This window comes from Pseudomonas sp. NA-150, assembly GCF_044336365.1.
GTDB lineage: Bacteria > Pseudomonadota > Gammaproteobacteria > Pseudomonadales > Pseudomonadaceae > Aquipseudomonas.
In genome coordinates, this window is sequence record NZ_CP172305.1 from 1,569,314 (window position 1) to 1,585,359 (window position 16,046).

Genomic DNA, 16,046 nt, shown 5'->3' on the forward strand with positions numbered 1-16,046 from the left:
TTTAAGCCGTATCGAACCTCGCGGGAGCACCATGGAGCAATTTCGCAATATTGGCATCATTGGTCGCCTCGGCAGTTCGCAGGTGCTGGACACCGTGCGTCGGCTCAAGGCGTTTCTGCTTGAGCGGCACATGCATGTGATCCTCGAAGACACCATCGCCGAAGTGTTGCCGGGTCACGGTCTGCAAACCTCGACCCGCAAAATGCTGGGCGAAGTCTGTGACATGGTGATCGTAGTCGGTGGCGACGGCAGTCTGCTCGGCGCTGCTCGTGCCCTGGCCAGGCACAACGTGCCGGTATTGGGGATCAACCGGGGCAGCCTGGGGTTCCTTACCGACATCCGCCCGGACGAGCTGGAAGTAAAGGTCGCCGAAGTGCTCGACGGTCATTACATGGTCGAAAGCCGCTTTCTGTTGCAGGCTGAAGTCCGCCGTCACGGTGAGGCCATCGGCCAGGGCGACGCGCTGAACGACGTGGTGCTGCACCCCGGCAAGTCGACGCGGATGATCGAGTTCGAGCTTTACATCGACGGCCAGTTCGTCTGCAGCCAGAAGGCCGACGGCCTGATCGTCGCCACGCCTACGGGTTCGACGGCCTATGCGCTGTCCGCGGGCGGGCCGATCATGCACCCCAAGCTAGACGCCATCGTCATCGTGCCGATGTACCCGCACACCTTGTCCGGGCGGCCGATCGTGGTCGACGGCAACAGCGAGCTGAAAATCGTCGTGTCGAAAAACATGCAGATTTATCCACAGGTCTCGTGCGACGGGCAGAACCATTTCACCTGCGCCCCCGGTGACACCATCACCGTCAGCAAGAAACCGCAGAAACTGCGCCTGATTCACCCACTCGATCACAATTATTACGAAGTCTGCCGCACCAAGCTTGGCTGGGGCAGCCGGCTCGGTGGTGGAGGCGACTAATGCTCGATCCCGCGCGTAGCTATGATCTGATCGGTGACGTGCATGGATGTGCCCATACCCTTGAGCACTTGCTCGACACCCTCGGTTACCGTTTTCAGGGCGGCGTCTGGCGTCACCCCGAGCGCATGGCGCTGTTCCTCGGTGACATCATCGACCGCGGCCCGCGTATTCGCGAGGCGCTGCATATCGTGCATGACATGGTCGAGGCCGGTCAGGCCCGCTGCATCATGGGCAATCACGAATTCAATGCGCTGGGCTGGAGCACGCCAGCCTTGCCTGAAAGCGGCAAGCAGTTCGTCCGTGAGCACACGCCGCGTCATGGCCGGTTGTTGGGCGAAACCCTGACCCAGTTCGAGCAGCATCCGCAGGACTGGAAGGACTTCCTCGGCTGGTTCTACACCCTGCCGTTGTTTATCGATGCCGAACGCTTCCGCATGGTTCACGCCTGTTGGGATGCCGGTTTGATCGCACCGTTGCGTGCGCAGCACCCCGATGGCTGCATCGACCAGCATTTCGTCCAGGCCTCAGCCGTTCCCGGCAGTTTCGCCAGCAACGTGTTTGATCGTCTGCTGCGTGGCACCGACATGCGCTTGCCCCACGGTCTGACCCTGACCGGCGGCGATGGCCTGACCCGGGCGTTCTTCCGCACCAAGTTCTGGGAAGACGACCCGCAGACCTACGGCGACGTGGTGTTCCAGCCCGATGCCTTGCCCGAACTGGTGGCCAAGACGCCGTTGACCTCCATCGAGAAGAACGCCTTGCTGCGCTATGGCATCGACGAACCGCTGTTGTTCGTCGGGCATTACTGGCGCAACGGCAAACCCGCGCCGATTCGGCCGAACCTGGCCTGTCTGGATTACAGCGCCGTGCTCTACGGCAAACTGGTCGCCTACCGGCTGGATCAGGAAACCCAAATCGACCCGCATAAGTTCGTCTGGGTCGACGTTGAACGTCCCGAGGCTGTGCAATGAGTGCTGTTGCGGTATTTCGTCTTCCACTGACCACTGATTTGAGTGGTTTCGTCGGCCTGCTACAGCGCTTGCACGTGCCCCATCGCGTCAGTGAAGACGGCAGCGAACAAGTGTTGTGGGTGCCCAACGCCAAGTTGGCGGAAGACATCCGCACGCTGTATCAGCGTTTTCCCGACGGCGATCCCACGTTCCAGATTGCCGCTGTCGACCCGGGCGTCACCCACGTTCGCCCCGGTTTCGTCCAGCAAGTGCGCGAAAGCCCGGTCACGGCGCTGGTGCTGTTGCTGAGCCTGATCGTTGCCGCCGTCACCCTGCTGGGTGACAACCTCGAGCCCATGAGCTGGCTGACCTTCGTCGACTTCAGCGTGCATGGCGACTATGTCCAGTTCGTGCCGTTGGAAAACAGCCTGGCGGCCGGTCAATGGTGGCGGATTATCACGCCGATGCTGGTGCACTTTGGTGTGCTGCACCTGGCCATGAACGCCATGTGGTTCTGGGAGTTGGGCCGACGGATCGAGGCACGGCAAGGCAGTTGGCACCTGTTGGGCCTGACGTTGGTGTTCAGTGCTTTTTCCAATTACGCCCAGTACTGGTACAGCGGCCCGAGCCTGTTTGGCGGCCTGTCCGGTGTGCTTTACGCCTTGCTCGGCCATTGCTGGTTCTACCAGATGATCGCGCCCAACCCGATCTATCGCCTGCCCCGTGGCGTGTTGGTGATGATGCTGGTCTGGCTGGTGATCTGTATTTCCGGTGTGGTCGGCGCGCTGGGCTTCGGCCAGATCGCCAACGGCGCTCACGTAGGCGGCCTGATCATCGGTTGCGCTACTGGACTATTGGGCGGTGTATTGGCCCGTCGAAACCGCTAAAATTGCCCACTAATTTTCGGAGAGCGCTATGTCCTCTTTTGTTGCAATGATCGAAAACATCACCCCGGATATCTACGAAAGCCTGAAGTTGGCGGTGGAAATCGGCAAATGGTCCGATGGTCGCAAACTGTCCCAGGACCAGCGTGAACTGTCGTTGCAGGCGTTGATCGCCTGGGAAACCCAGAACCTGCCGGAAGACCAGCGTACCGGCTACATGGGCCCGCAAGAATGCGCCTCGAAGTCGGCGCCGGTGCCAAACATCCTGTTCAAGTCGGACGCCCTCCATTGATTGAAATTGGTCGCGGTGCAATCAGTAAAATGTCGGCGCGTCTCGATGCGTCGAAGGTGCAGTACGGTTTTCGTCTGGGCGACGCGGAGATTCCGGTCAACCCCATGATTGGCAAGACAGTGCGTCTGGAATACCTCGGTGCGATTCATTGCAGCCACTGCGGGCGCAAGACCAAGACCAGCTTCAGCCAAGGATATTGCTACCCGTGCATGACCAAACTCGCCCAGTGCGACGTGTGCATCATGGCCCCGGAAAAGTGTCACCACGATCAGGGCACCTGCCGTGAGCCAGCGTGGGGCGAACAATTCTGCATGACCGATCACGTGGTCTACCTGGCCAACTCTTCGGGGGTCAAAGTCGGCATCACCCGCGCCACTCAGTTGCCGACCCGCTGGCTCGATCAGGGTGCCATTCAGGCGTTGCCGATCGTGCGTGTGGCGACCCGCCAGCAGTCCGGCTTCGTCGAAGACCTGTTTCGCAGCCAGGTCGCCGACCGCACCAACTGGCGCGCGCTGCTCAAAGGCGATGCACCACCGCTGGACCTGGCTGCCATTCGCGATCAACTGTTCGAATCCTGTGGCGAAGGCTTGCTAGGCTTGCAAGAGCGCTTCGGCCTGCAAGCGATTCAGCTGGTGCGTGACCTTGAGCCGCTGGAAATTCGTTACCCGGTCGAGGCCTATCCGACCAAGATCGTCAGCTTTAATCTGGACAAAAACCCGATTGCCGAAGGCACGCTGCTGGGGATCAAGGGTCAATACCTGATCTTCGATACCGGCGTGATCAATATTCGTAAATACACGGCTTATCAACTCGCCGTGCATCAGTAAAAGGACTCCAGCATGCGCACAGAACAACCCAAAATGATTTATCTGAAGGACTATCAGGCGCCCGAGTACCTCATCGACGAAACGCACCTGACCTTTGAGTTGTTCGAGGACCACACCTTGGTCCATGCGCAACTGGTGATGCGTCGCAACCCGGCGCGCGGTGCAGGCTTGCCGCCGCTGGTGCTCGACGGACAGCAGTTGGAGCTGCTGTCGGTGGCACTGGGCGACGTGACCCTGACGCCGACCGATTACCTGCTGACGCCGGATCAACTGACCGTGCAGCCGCTGGCGCCATCCTTCACCCTCGACAGCACCGTGCGTATCCACCCGGAAACCAACACCGCACTCGAAGGCCTGTACAAATCCAGCGGTATGTTTTGCACCCAGTGCGAGGCGGAGGGTTTCCGCAAGATCACGTACTACCTCGACCGCCCGGACGTGATGAGCAAGTTCACCACCACCCTGAGCGCTGACAAACAGAAGTTCCCGATCTTGCTGTCCAACGGCAACCCGATTGCCAGCGGGCCGGAAGAGGGTGATCGGCACTGGGCGACCTGGGAAGACCCGTTCATGAAACCGGCCTACCTGTTTGCGCTGGTAGCCGGTGATCTGTGGTGTGTCGAAGACAAATTCACCACCATGAGCCAGCGTGAAGTGACCTTGCGCATTTACGTCGAGCCGGAAAACATCGACAAGTGCCAGCATGCGATGAACAGCCTGAAGAAATCCATGCGCTGGGACGAAGAAGTCTACGGCCGTGAGTACGACCTGGACATCTTCATGATCGTCGCGGTCAACGATTTCAACATGGGCGCGATGGAGAACAAGGGCCTCAACATCTTCAACTCCAGCTGCGTGCTGGCCCGTGCCGAAACCGCGACCGACGCTGCGCACCAGCGTGTCGAAGCTGTGGTCGCCCACGAGTACTTCCACAACTGGTCCGGCAACCGCGTGACCTGCCGCGACTGGTTCCAGCTGTCGCTCAAGGAAGGCTTCACCGTGTTCCGCGACGCCGAGTTCTCGGCCGACATGAACTCGCGCACGGTCAAGCGCATTGAGGACGTTGCCTACCTGCGCACGCATCAATTCGCCGAAGACGCCGGCCCGATGGCCCACGCCGTGCGCCCGGACAGCTTCATCGAGATCTCCAACTTCTACACCCTGACCGTGTACGAAAAGGGCTCGGAAGTGGTGCGGATGATTCGTACCTTGCTCGGAGCCGATGGTTTCCGCAAAGGCAGCGACCTGTACTTTGAACGCCACGACGGCCAGGCCGTGACCTGCGATGACTTCATCAAGGCCATGGAAGACGCCAACGGTGTCGAGCTGACTCAGTTCAAACGCTGGTACAGCCAGGCCGGCACGCCGCGTTTGGCAGTCAGCGAGGCTTACGATGCCGCTGCGAAAACCTACAGCCTGACCTTCCGCCAAAGCTACCCGGCGACCCCGGACAAGCAGGAAAAACAACCGTTCGTGATCCCGGTCGAATTGGGCCTGTTGAATGCCCAGGGCGGGGAAATTGCCCTGCGTCTGGCGGGCGAAGCGGCTGCTGCGGGCACCACCCGGGTGATTTCGGTGACCGAAGCCGAGCAGACTTTCACTTTCGTCGACATCGCTGAACAGCCACTGCCTTCGTTGCTGCGTGGTTTCTCGGCGCCGGTGAAACTGAGCTTCCCGTACAACCGCGATCAACTGATGTTCCTGATGCAGCACGACAGCGATGGCTTCAATCGCTGGGAAGCGGGTCAGCAACTGTCGGTGCAGGTGTTGCAGGAAATGATCGGCCAGCATCAGCGGGGCGAAGCCTTGGTCATGGATCAGCGTCTGGTGACAGCGCTGGGCAGCGTGCTGGCTGACGAGACGCTGGATCAGGCGATGGTCGCCGAAATGCTCTCGTTGCCGGGCGAAGCCTACCTGACCGAAATCAGCGAAGTGGCTGACGTCGACGCCATCCACGCCGCGCGCGACTTTGCGCGCAAGCAACTGGCGGATCAACTGTTCGACGGCCTGTGGGCGCGTTATGAAGGCAACCGTGCGCTGTCTAAAACCACCGCGTACGTGGCCGAAGACCAACACTTCGCCCGTCGTAGCCTGCAGAACATTGCGCTGTCGTACCTGATGCTCAGTGGCAAGCCGCAAGTATTGGCAGCTGCAATCGAGCAGTTCGACGCGGCCGACAACATGACCGAACGCATGACCGCGCTGGCGGTGCTGGTCAACTCGCCGTTCAGCGACGAGAAGGCCAAGGCGCTGGCAGTGTTTGCCGAGAACTTCAAGGACAACCCACTGGTCATGGATCAGTGGTTCAGCGTGCAGGCGGGCAGCACCTTGCCAGGTGGCTTGCAGCGGACCAAAGCGTTGATGGAGCACCCCGCTTTCAACCTGAAGAACCCGAACAAGGTGCGTGCGTTGGTCGGTGCGTTTGCCGGCCAGAACCTGATCAACTTCCACGCCGCCGATGGTTCGGGTTACCGCTTCCTGGCGGATCTGGTGATCCAGTTGAACGGCTTCAACCCACAGATCGCTTCGCGCCAACTGGCGCCGCTGACTCGCTGGCGCAAATACGACAGCGCCCGCCAGGCGTTGATGAAGGGCGAGCTGGAACGCATTCGTGCGTCGGGTGAGTTGTCGAGCGATGTGTTTGAGGTGGTGAGCAAAAGTTTGGCGTGATGCCTGACCTTTTGCTATCGCGGGCAAGCCCGCTCCTACATGCGTTCAACTGTAGGAGCGGGCTTGCCCGCGATCCGTTTCACACGGTTTTTCAGACAAAAAACAAGCACTACCCCCCAAACCGGGTAGTGCTTTTTTTATGCCTGTTCATCACTCAAGCGAATAACCCTGCGGCTTAACAAAAGATAACGTCATGTCGATTGTCATACGTTTCTAAAGCTGACTAGGATAGATCAACGTCTAAAAGGGTGTGTCTAGAGCGCTTGTTTGCGCTGGACACCTCCGAAGGTCGATCTAATAACAATAAAGCGGGAGAGGTCTATGAGTGAGCCTGTAAACCGGCGCACCCAGTTCGGTGGGAACCTGACGCACAGTCGCCCACTGGCATTACGTAAAGGCGCGTCCCTGGCGACGGCACTGTCGTTGTTCAGTCTGCTTTCGGCCATGGCCTGCATCGCGCCTGCACAGGCAGCACAGAGCCCCGCCGACGACAGCCTTTACTCCATCGAATCGCCCAGATCCTCCCATGCTCTGCTGCTTGGCGTAACCCACGCCGGCGCGCGTCTGGTGACCGTGGGCGACCGTGGCCACATCCTCTATTCCGATGATCAAGGCAAAACCTGGACCCAGGCCAAAGTGCCGAGCCGCCAGTTGCTGACCGCCGTGTACTTCGCTGACGACCAGCACGGTTGGGCGGTCGGCCACGACGCGCAGATCCTCGCCAGCACTGACGGCGGCGTGACCTGGACCAAGCAGTTCGAAGACCTTAAACGTGAAGCACCGTTGCTCGATCTGTGGTTCAAGGACGCTAGCACCGGGTTTGCCGTGGGTGCCTACGGCGCGCTGCTGACCACCACGGATGGTGGCGCGCACTGGCAAGACGTCAGTGACCGCATCGATAACCAGGATCAGACCCACTACAACGGCATCGCCCAGATCAAGGATGCGGGTCTGTTCATCGTCGGCGAGCAGGGCAGCATGTTCCGCTCCCATGATGAAGGGCAAACCTGGGAAGCGGTGAAAGGCCCGTATCAAGGCTCGCTGTTCGGCGTGGTGGGCACTGCGAAGTCCAACACGCTGCTGGCCTTTGGGCTGCGCGGTAACCTGTTTCGCTCCACCGATTTCGGCGACACCTGGACCCAGATCGAGCTGAAAGGCGCACGCGGTCCGCTGGAGTTCGGCCTGTCGAGCGCCCGTCTGTTGCCGGACGGTTCGCTGGTGCTGGTCGGAAACGGCGGTAGCGTGATGCGCAGCACTGACGATGGCGAAACCTTCACGGTCTCCAACCGTCCAGATCGCATTGCGCTTGCCGGAGTAACGTCCGACGAGAAAGGCGACCTGATTCTGGTAGGACAAGGCGGCGTGCACGTGACCTCGCCCACTGGCGCTGAGCTGGTCCAACAATAAGACCTATTAAGGCGAGGAAGTTTTCGCATGAGCAATCTTCAACCGCTTCATCACCAGGACAAGGCGACGCTCCTCGAACGCCTGATCTTCAACAACCGTCCGGTGGTGATTTTCATCTGCCTGATGGTCAGCGTGTTCCTGTTCTGGCAGGCGACCCTGGTGCGTCCGTCCACCAGCTTTGAAAAAATGATTCCGCTTGAGCATCCCTTCATTCAAAAGATGCTCGAGCACCGTAACGATCTGGCCAACCTCGGCAACACCGTGCGGATCTCGGTGGAAGCGAAGAATGGCGACATCTTCTCCAAGGACTACATGGAGACCCTGCGCCAGATCAACGATGAAGTGTTCTACATCTCCGGCGTCGACCGTTCCGGTTTGAAGTCGTTGTGGAGCCCGAGCGTGCGCTGGACCGAAGTGACCGAAGAAGGGTTTGCCGGTGGTGAAGTCATCCCGCAAAGCTACAACGGTTCGGAAGACAGCCTCGAACTGCTGCGCAACAACGTACTGAAATCCGGTCAGGTCGGCCGTCTGGTGGCCAACGATTTCAAATCGAGCATCGTCGACATCCCGCTGCTGGAGTCGTACCCGGACCCGAAAGACCAGGGCAAATTGCTCGCCCTCGACTACCGCCAGTTCTCGCACCAACTGGAAGAGAAAATCCGCGACAAGTTCGAAGCACAGAACCCTAACGTGAAGATCCACATCGTCGGTTTCGCCAAGAAAGTCGGCGACCTGATCGATGGCCTGATCATGGTGGTGATGTTCTTCGGCGTCGCCTTCGTGATCACGCTGGTGCTGTTGCTGTGGTTCACCCGGTGTTTGCGTAGCACCATTGCGGTACTCAGCACCACGCTGATCGCGGTGGTTTGGCAACTGGGCTTGATGCATGTGGTGGGCTTCGGTCTTGACCCGTATTCAATGTTGGTGCCGTTCCTGATTTTCGCCATCGGTATCTCCCACGGCGTTCAGAAGATCAACGGTATCGCCCTGCAATCCAGCGACGCCGAGAACGCCCTGACCGCCGCTCGCCGCACCTTCCGCCAACTGTTCTTGCCGGGGATGATCGCGATCCTCGCCGACGCCGTGGGTTTCATCACCTTGTTGATCATCAACATCGGGGTGATTCGTGAACTGGCGATTGGCGCGTCGATTGGTGTGGCGGTCATCGTGTTCACCAACCTGATCCTGTTGCCGGTCGCGATTTCCTACGTTGGTATCAGCAAGCGTGCAGTCACCCGCAGCAAGAAAGACTCGGTACGTGAACACCCGTTCTGGCGTTTCCTGTCCAACTTTGCCAGCGCCAAGGTCGCGCCGGTATCGATCGTCCTCGCGTTGCTCGCCTTCGGTGGCGGTCTTTGGTACAGCGAAAACCTGAAAATCGGTGACCTCGATCAGGGCGCGCCGGAACTGCGTCCGGACTCGCGTTACAACAAAGACAACAGCTTCATTATCAAGAACTACTCCACCAGTTCCGACGTGTTGGTGGTGATGGTCAAGACCCCGCCGGAAGGCTGCTCGGCCTACCCGACGATGTCGGCGATCAACGAATTGACCTGGAAAATGGAGAACACCCCAGGCGTGCAATCGGCGGTGTCGCTGGTCACTGTGTCCAAGCAGATGATCAAGGGCATGAACGAGGGCAACCTGAAATGGGAATCGCTGTCGCGTAACAAGGACGTGCTGAACAACTCCATTTCCCGCGCCGATGGCCTGTACAACAACGATTGCTCGCTGGCACCGCTGTTGGTGTTCCTCAATGACCACAAGGCCGAAACCCTCGACCGTGCGGTGAATGCGGTCAAGGACTTCGCCAAGGCCAACAACCACGATGGCCTGGAATTCCTGCTGGCTGCGGGTAACGCCGGGATCGAAGCCGCCACCAACGAAGTGATCAAGGAGTCGGAGCTGACGATTCTGATCCTGGTCTACGTCTGCGTGGCGACCATGTGCATGATCACCTTCCGCTCATGGGCGGCGACCCTGTGCATCGTCTTGCCGCTGGTGCTGACCTCGGTGCTGGGTAACGCGCTGATGGCGTTCATGGGCATCGGCGTCAAGGTCGCGACCTTGCCAGTGGTGGCGCTGGGCGTGGGCATCGGTGTCGACTACGGCATCTACATTTACAGCCGTCTGGAAAGCTTCCTGCGTGCTGGCCTGCCGTTGCAAGAGGCGTACTACGAAACCCTGAAGTCCACCGGTAAAGCGGTGCTGTTCACCGGTCTGTGCCTGGCCATCGGCGTGTGCACCTGGATCTTCTCGGCGATCAAGTTCCAGGCCGACATGGGCCTGATGCTGACCTTCATGCTGCTGTGGAACATGTTCGGTGCGCTGTGGCTATTGCCAGCACTGGCGCGGTTCCTGATCAAACCGGAGAAAATGGCCGGACAAGTGGGGCATTCGTTGTTCTCGCACTGATCGGTGGCGCAATAAAAAACCGCAGCCTGTGAGGGCTGCGGTTTTTTTATGTCTGGCGAAATCCTCTGTAGGAGCTGCCGAAGGCTGCGAACCGGGTATTTACAACCCACCACTTTTGCCAGCGCTTCGCACTGGATCGCAGCCTTCGGCACCTCCTACAAGGGGGGTAGGTCTATCCGGACTAACCTGGCGATCGGCACATCGTCCATCTCCACCACATAATTGATGTCCTTCGGCCCTGTCCCAAATGATTGCAATTCGGTGTCGACATATTCAGCCTGGCGGTCAGTCAGCTCCACCAGTTTCTGGCCGTCGCGGTAGATCGTGATGGGTTTGCCCGAAGGTGCTTCATTGCGCCATTGCAAGGTCACCCGACGTTCCTGATTGTTGGCGTAAACGGTCAGTTGGCGCACGCCCGTCGGCCCGAGCAACGGCTGGCCGTCGATTCGATACGCCGCCGGGGCATGGGTGATACCCAGGTGATGCAGCGCGGTAGGCGCGATGTCGGCTTGCGAGGCGTCACCGTACAAGCCGTCAAACCCCGGATTCATCGGGTCGACAATCGGCTGGCTGAGTTGTGGGTTGGCGGGTTTGTTGAGGGCGATGAAGGTGGTTTTTTCACTCAAGGTCTGGCCGCCATGGGTCTGGCCCGACGGCAACAGCCGGCCATGATCCGGCGCCACGATCACCAGCCAGTCTTCTTCCACCGGACGGGTGGCCAGGGCGCTCATGATGCCGGAGATATAGCCATCAACCTGTTGGATCGCTGCCTGATACTCCGGTGAAAACCCTTTTGCGTGACCGGTCATGTCCGGCTCGTCGAAGTGGGCAAAGATAAAATCCGAGCCACTGGTTTTCAGCAACTGGCCGACCGCGTTGGCGACGCAACGGTCATCGTCATGACATTGCAGCGCGCGGTTGATGTAGCCGTTGTGGATGTCGTCGGCGAGGTTGTCGTTGATCGTGTCCCAACTGACGATGCTGGCCGTCTGGCGGGTGGGGGCGCTGCTCTTGATCAGCTTGAACAGGCTGTCGGCCTTGTTGCGCAGCAGGCTGTCGTTGCCGTGGACTTGATGGCGGTCGATCCAGGCACCCGTCAGGATGGTCGCCCAGCCGGGACCGCTGAAGGTGGTTTGTTGAGTCGAGGTGCCCACTATGCCGCCGGTATAGCTCTTGGCCGTGAAAAACCGCGCCAGTGTCGGCGCGTCCCCGTCCTTGATCGCCTCCAGCAGTTTTTCGTACTGCATGCCGTCGACGCCGATCAGCAGCACTTTGTTGGCGCTGTAGTCGATTTGCGCGGCGGTCTCGTCGCCGGCGCTGGCAAGGCTGGCGATCAGCAGCAGGCATAGACCCTGTGTGGTTTTGCGAAAAAGCGAGCTCATGATCATTCCTTCCCGGGAAATGGCTGGCGTCCTCTGTCTGATCAGGTTTAGTCCCACGGGTTCATGGGCGCAAGCCTACGAATCAGGTAGATCAGTCACTCAGGATCAGAGCGGCAATTCCTGGCCCAACACCACGCTCAACGCGGTACGCGCGTCGTCCAGTTGCACCAGCGTCGCATGACGCGCGCTGAGGGCGTCGCGGTTTTCGATGGCGGTGAGGATCGCCTTGTGCCGAGGCATCGCCAACTCGTGCAGGTTCGGGCGTTGGTTGGAGTGCTTCAACGCTTCGCGCAAGGCCAGCGCGAGCATGTTGCACAGGTGCGCGAGCAAGTCGTTGTGCGTGGCTTCGGCGATGCGGCTGTGGAAATCCAGGTCGGGCTGCAACAAGGCTTCCGGGGTCGGCGCAGACTCCATGCGTTGGTAGGCTTCGGCGATCGAGGCGATGTCTTCATCGGTCGCATACTGGGCGGCGAGGGCCGCGGCAGCCGGCTCGATGATGCTGCGCACACTGGTCAGCAGGTTGAAAAATTCATTCTGCGGGGTGCTCTGCATCACCCAATGCAGCACATCCGGATCCAGCAAATGCCACTCGCGCCGCGCTTTGACCACAGTGCCGACCCGCGGCCGGGAATACACCAGACCCTTGGCGACCAACACTCGGGTGGCTTCACGCAGCACCGGCCGGCTGACGGCGTACTCTTCGCACAGGGTCGCTTCGGCGGGCAGTTTGTCATCGGGCTTGAAACGGCCGGAGACAATCTGCATGCCGATTTCCTGGACAATACGGGAATGCATGCTTTTACGGTCGGAAGGCTTACGGTAATCCATGGGCGCGGGGGTCGATCCATAACGATATGTGCGGCGAATCATAACATCGGTGGACGTGAACATGACGCATGGAAAACTGTAGGAGCGGGCTGCCCGCGATGGCGGCGTATATGACACACCGGGTCAAGAGGGATCGCGGGCAAGCCCGCTCCTACAGGGTTTTGTTATGCCTGATCAATGCGAATGACGCGGCACCTCGGCGCCACGGCAGCCGACCAGGAAGTCGAAGTCACACCCCTGATCCGCCTGCATCACGTGATCGATGTACAGCTGACGATAACCGCCCACCAATAGCTTCTGCGGTGCTTGCCAGTCGGCCAGACGTGCGGCGAGTTCGGCGTCGGAAATGTCCAGGTGCAGACGCCCCGTTGCGCAGTCCAGCTCGATGAAATCACCTTCCTGCACCACCGCCAACGGCCCGCCCGCAGCCGCTTCCGGCGCCACGTGCAACACCACGGTGCCGTAAGCGGTGCCACTCATGCGCGCATCAGAGATACGCACCATGTCGGTCACGCCTTGCGCCAACAGCTTGGCCGGCAAGCCCATATTGCCGACTTCGGCCATGCCCGGATAACCCTTCGGCCCGCAGTTTTTCATGACCATCACGCAGGTGGCGTCGATGTCCAGTTCCGGGTCGTTGATGCGTGCCTTGTAGTGGTCGAAGTTTTCGAACACCACGGCACGACCGCGATGCTGCATCAGTTCCGGGGTGGCGGCGGACGGCTTGAGCACCGCACCCAGCGGCGCCAGGTTGCCGCGCAACACACAGATTCCGCCGTCGGCGCGGATCGGGTTGTCGAGGGTGCGGATCACTTCGTCTTCGCCATAGATCGGCGAATTCTTGGTGTTTTCCCACAGGCTTTTGCCATTGACGGTCAGCGCGTCCGGGTTCGGCAACAAGTTGGCTTCACCGAGGCGACGCAGCACCGCAGGCAGGCCGCCCGCGTAGTAAAACTCTTCCATCAGGAAACGCCCGGACGGCTGCAAGTCGACGATGGTCGGCATGCCGCGACCCATGCGGGTCCAGTCGTCCAGGTCCAGCTCGACGCCGATGCGGCCGGCGATGGCCTTCAAGTGAATCACCGCGTTGGTCGAGCCACCGATGGCAGCGTTGACCCGAATCGCGTTTTCGAACGCGGCTTTGGTCAGGATCTTCGACAGGCGCAAGTCTTCACGCACCATCTCTACGGCACGCATGCCAGACATGTGCGCCAATACATAGCGTCGCGAATCGACTGCCGGAATCGCCGCGTTGTGCGGCAGGGAAGTACCCAATGCTTCAGCCATGCAGGCCATGGTCGAGGCCGTGCCCATGGTGTTGCAGGTGCCGGCCGAACGCGACATGTCGCCCTCGGCGGACAAGAAGTCGTCGAGGCTGATCTGCCCGCCTTTATAGGCTTCGTGCATTTGCCAGACCACCGTCCCGGAACCGATGTCCTTGCCTTTGTGCTTGCCGTTGAGCATCGGCCCGCCGGTAACGACGATGGCCGGCACGTCGCAGCTGGCGGCGCCCATCAACAGGGCAGGGGTGGTTTTATCGCAGCCGGTCAGCAGCACCACGCCGTCGATCGGATTGCCACGAATCGCTTCTTCGACATCCATGCTGGTCAGGTTGCGGGTGAACATGGCGGTGGGGCGCAGGTTGGATTCGCCGTTGGAGAACACCGGAAACTCCACCGGAAAGCCGCCAGCCTCGATCACGCCGCGTTTGACGTGCTCGGCAATCTGCCGGAAATGCGCGTTGCACGGGGTCAGCTCGGACCAGGTGTTGCAGATGCCAATAATCGGCTTGCCATGGAATTGATGGTCGGCGATGCCTTGGTTCTTCATCCAACTGCGGTACATAAAGCCGTTTTTGTCGGCCGTACCGAACCATTGGGCAGAACGCAGGACAGGTTTCTTATCAGACATGATCAGCACTCTTATTGTAAGACTTAATGGCGTTTCCAGCGGATAAAGTAAGCTTAATCGCCTGCGTTTGGAAGTGTTGTTGATCAAATAGTAATACTATATAGTCGATTTTCAATGAGGGACGACCCTGCCGCCAATGCCGCTTCACATCCGGCATTTACACGCAGAGGCGAGCCCCAGAGGTTCCATAACAACAATAAAGTGGAGACCGCATTCATGAGCCAGGAACTCAGGCTTATACGTCGCATCACCCTGAAACTGATCCCGTTTCTGATCCTGCTGTACCTGATCGCCTACGTGGACCGGTCCGCCGTCGGTTTCGCCAAGCTGCACATGGGCGCCGACCTCGGCATCGGCGATGCGGCCTACGGGCTGGGTGCTGGCCTGTTCTTCATCGGATACTTCCTGCTGGAAATCCCCAGCAACCTGATGCTCGAGCGCTTCGGTGCGCGGCGTTGGTTCGCGCGGATCATGATCACCTGGGGCGCGATCACCATCGGCATGGCCTTCGTCCAGGGACCACACAGCTTCTACGTGATGCGTCTGTTGCTTGGCGCGGCGGAGGCGGGGTTCTTTCCTGGCGTGTTGTACTACATCACCCAGTGGTTCCCGGTGCGCCATCGCGGCAAGATCCTCGGCCTGTTCATCCTCTCGCAACCCATCGCCATGATGATCACCGGCCCAGTGTCTGGCGGCCTGTTGGGCATGGACGGCGTGCTGGGTCTGCATGGCTGGCAGTGGCTGTTCATCGTCATCGGCACCCCGGCGATTCTGCTGACCTGGCCGGTGCTGCGCTGGTTGCCGGACGGTCCGAAACAGGTGAAATGGATGGACCAGGTCGAGAAGGACTGGCTGGCCGATGAGCTGAAAAAAGACTTGGAAGCCTATGGTCAGACCCGTCACGGCAACCCGCTGCATGCGCTGAAAGACAAACGCGTGTTGCTGCTGGCGCTGTTCTACTTGCCAGTGACCCTGAGTATTTACGGTCTGGGTTTGTGGCTGCCGACGCTGATCAAGCAATTCGGCGGCAGCGATGTGGTCACCGGTTTTGTCTCGGCGGTGCCTTACGTCTTCGGCATCGTCGGTTTGCTGATCATTCCGCGCAGTTCCGATCGTCTCAACGACCGCTACGGGCATCTGGCGGGCTTGTACGTGCTGGGTGCCATCGGCCTGTTTCTCAGCGCCTGGCTGAGCGTTCCTGTACTACAACTGGCCGCGCTGTGTCTGGTCGCGTTTTCGCTGTTTTCCTGTACGGCAGTGTTCTGGACCTTGCCCGGCCGTTTCTTCGCGGGCGCCAGCGCGGCGGCCGGTATTGCCTTGATCAACTCGGTGGGCAACCTCGGCGGTTACATCGGCCCGTTCGTGATCGGCGCGTTGAAGGAGTACACCGGCAGCCTCGCGTCGGGTCTGTATTTCCTCTCGGCGGTCATGGTCTTTGGGTTGATCCTGACCGGCGTGGTCTACCGTCTGCTGGAGCGCAAGCACGCTCTGGCCCCCGAACAATTTTCCGCCAGCGCCCGCAATCAGCGGGCTTGATCGGCCGTCATCCTTGAAGCCT

General features: G+C 59.9%; 12 protein-coding genes. 9 read left to right on the forward strand and 3 right to left on the reverse strand.

Annotated elements, in window-relative coordinates; all coding sequences use genetic code 11:
• The first annotated feature begins 31 nt into the window (after positions 1-31).
• The 8 genes from ACF0H7_RS07575 (at position 32) to ACF0H7_RS07610 (ending at position 10,367) form a co-directional block, all read left to right on the forward strand.
• Entirely contained in the window at positions 32-922 is an 891-nt protein-coding gene (locus ACF0H7_RS07575) for an NAD(+) kinase (RefSeq protein WP_397452152.1), read from the forward strand.
• Positions 922-1,893 carry a metallophosphoesterase gene (locus tag ACF0H7_RS07580; protein WP_397452153.1) on the forward strand — a complete coding sequence of 324 codons (972 nt, stop codon included), beginning with the start codon at positions 922-924 and terminating at the stop codon, positions 1,891-1,893. Before ACF0H7_RS07575 ends, ACF0H7_RS07580 begins: the two co-directional genes overlap by 1 nt.
• Entirely contained in the window at positions 1,890-2,759 is an 870-nt protein-coding gene (locus ACF0H7_RS07585; RefSeq protein WP_397452154.1) for a rhomboid family intramembrane serine protease, read from the forward strand. Before ACF0H7_RS07580 ends, ACF0H7_RS07585 begins: the two co-directional genes overlap by 4 nt.
• A 28-nt stretch (positions 2,760-2,787) precedes the next feature.
• Positions 2,788-3,048 (forward strand): YeaC family protein, encoded by a 261-nt coding sequence (locus ACF0H7_RS07590; RefSeq protein ID WP_397452155.1) that lies wholly within the window; start codon positions 2,788-2,790, stop codon positions 3,046-3,048.
• The gene (locus ACF0H7_RS07595) at positions 3,045-3,875 is read left to right on the forward strand and encodes a DUF2797 domain-containing protein (protein WP_397452156.1); all 831 of its coding nucleotides are present in this window, start codon (positions 3,045-3,047) and stop codon (positions 3,873-3,875) included. The genes ACF0H7_RS07590 and ACF0H7_RS07595 overlap by 4 nt, the downstream gene beginning before the upstream one ends.
• A 12-nt stretch (positions 3,876-3,887) precedes the next feature.
• Complete coding sequence (gene pepN / locus ACF0H7_RS07600; RefSeq protein ID WP_397452157.1) at positions 3,888-6,545, forward strand: aminopeptidase N; 2,658 nt, start codon at positions 3,888-3,890, stop codon at positions 6,543-6,545.
• A gap of 321 nt (positions 6,546-6,866) precedes the next feature.
• The gene (locus ACF0H7_RS07605; protein WP_397452158.1) at positions 6,867-7,952 is read left to right on the forward strand and encodes a WD40/YVTN/BNR-like repeat-containing protein; all 1,086 of its coding nucleotides are present in this window, start codon (positions 6,867-6,869) and stop codon (positions 7,950-7,952) included.
• A 27-nt stretch (positions 7,953-7,979) separates the two neighbouring features.
• Entirely contained in the window at positions 7,980-10,367 is a 2,388-nt protein-coding gene (locus ACF0H7_RS07610) for an RND family transporter (protein ID WP_397452159.1), read from the forward strand.
• A 155-nt stretch (positions 10,368-10,522) separates the two neighbouring features.
• Here ACF0H7_RS07610 and ACF0H7_RS07615 read toward each other — a convergent pair whose 3' ends face one another.
• From ACF0H7_RS07615 to ACF0H7_RS07625, 3 genes are all read right to left on the reverse strand, one after another.
• Positions 10,523-11,749 carry an alkaline phosphatase family protein gene (locus ACF0H7_RS07615; protein WP_397452160.1) on the reverse strand — a complete coding sequence of 409 codons (1,227 nt, stop codon included), beginning with the start codon at positions 11,747-11,749 and terminating at the stop codon, positions 10,523-10,525.
• Between the two features lie 105 nt (positions 11,750-11,854).
• On the reverse strand, positions 11,855-12,577 hold the full coding sequence (locus tag ACF0H7_RS07620; protein ID WP_397452161.1) for a FadR/GntR family transcriptional regulator: 723 nt from the start codon (positions 12,575-12,577) through the stop codon (positions 11,855-11,857).
• 174 nt (positions 12,578-12,751) lie between these two features.
• Complete coding sequence (locus ACF0H7_RS07625) at positions 12,752-14,488, reverse strand: IlvD/Edd family dehydratase (protein ID WP_397452162.1); 1,737 nt, start codon at positions 14,486-14,488, stop codon at positions 12,752-12,754.
• A 216-nt stretch (positions 14,489-14,704) separates the two neighbouring features.
• Here ACF0H7_RS07625 and ACF0H7_RS07630 point away from each other — a divergent pair, with 216 nt between their 5' ends.
• Positions 14,705-16,024, forward strand: a complete 1,320-nt coding sequence (locus ACF0H7_RS07630) for an MFS transporter (protein WP_397452163.1) — start codon at positions 14,705-14,707, stop codon at positions 16,022-16,024.
• The last annotated feature ends 22 nt before the right edge of the window (positions 16,025-16,046 follow it).

What these genes read in the sequence shown, in the direction of transcription:
- ACF0H7_RS07575 (WP_397452152.1), top strand. Translation starts at nt 32, where the DNA reads ATGGAGCAATTTCGCAATATTGGCATCATTGGTCGCCTCGGCAGTTCG.
- ACF0H7_RS07580 (WP_397452153.1), top strand. Translation starts at nt 922, where the DNA reads ATGCTCGATCCCGCGCGTAGCTATGATCTGATCGGTGACGTGCATGGA.
- ACF0H7_RS07585 (WP_397452154.1), top strand. Translation starts at nt 1,890, where the DNA reads ATGAGTGCTGTTGCGGTATTTCGTCTTCCACTGACCACTGATTTGAGT.
- ACF0H7_RS07590 (WP_397452155.1), top strand. Translation starts at nt 2,788, where the DNA reads ATGTCCTCTTTTGTTGCAATGATCGAAAACATCACCCCGGATATCTAC.
- pepN (WP_397452157.1), top strand. Translation starts at nt 3,888, where the DNA reads ATGCGCACAGAACAACCCAAAATGATTTATCTGAAGGACTATCAGGCG.
- ACF0H7_RS07605 (WP_397452158.1), top strand. Translation starts at nt 6,867, where the DNA reads ATGAGTGAGCCTGTAAACCGGCGCACCCAGTTCGGTGGGAACCTGACG.
- ACF0H7_RS07610 (WP_397452159.1), top strand. Translation starts at nt 7,980, where the DNA reads ATGAGCAATCTTCAACCGCTTCATCACCAGGACAAGGCGACGCTCCTC.
- ACF0H7_RS07615 (WP_397452160.1), bottom strand. Translation starts at nt 11,749, where the DNA reads ATGAGCTCGCTTTTTCGCAAAACCACACAGGGTCTATGCCTGCTGCTG.
- ACF0H7_RS07620 (WP_397452161.1), bottom strand. Translation starts at nt 12,577, where the DNA reads ATGGATTACCGTAAGCCTTCCGACCGTAAAAGCATGCATTCCCGTATT.
- ACF0H7_RS07625 (WP_397452162.1), bottom strand. Translation starts at nt 14,488, where the DNA reads ATGTCTGATAAGAAACCTGTCCTGCGTTCTGCCCAATGGTTCGGTACG.
- ACF0H7_RS07630 (WP_397452163.1), top strand. Translation starts at nt 14,705, where the DNA reads ATGAGCCAGGAACTCAGGCTTATACGTCGCATCACCCTGAAACTGATC.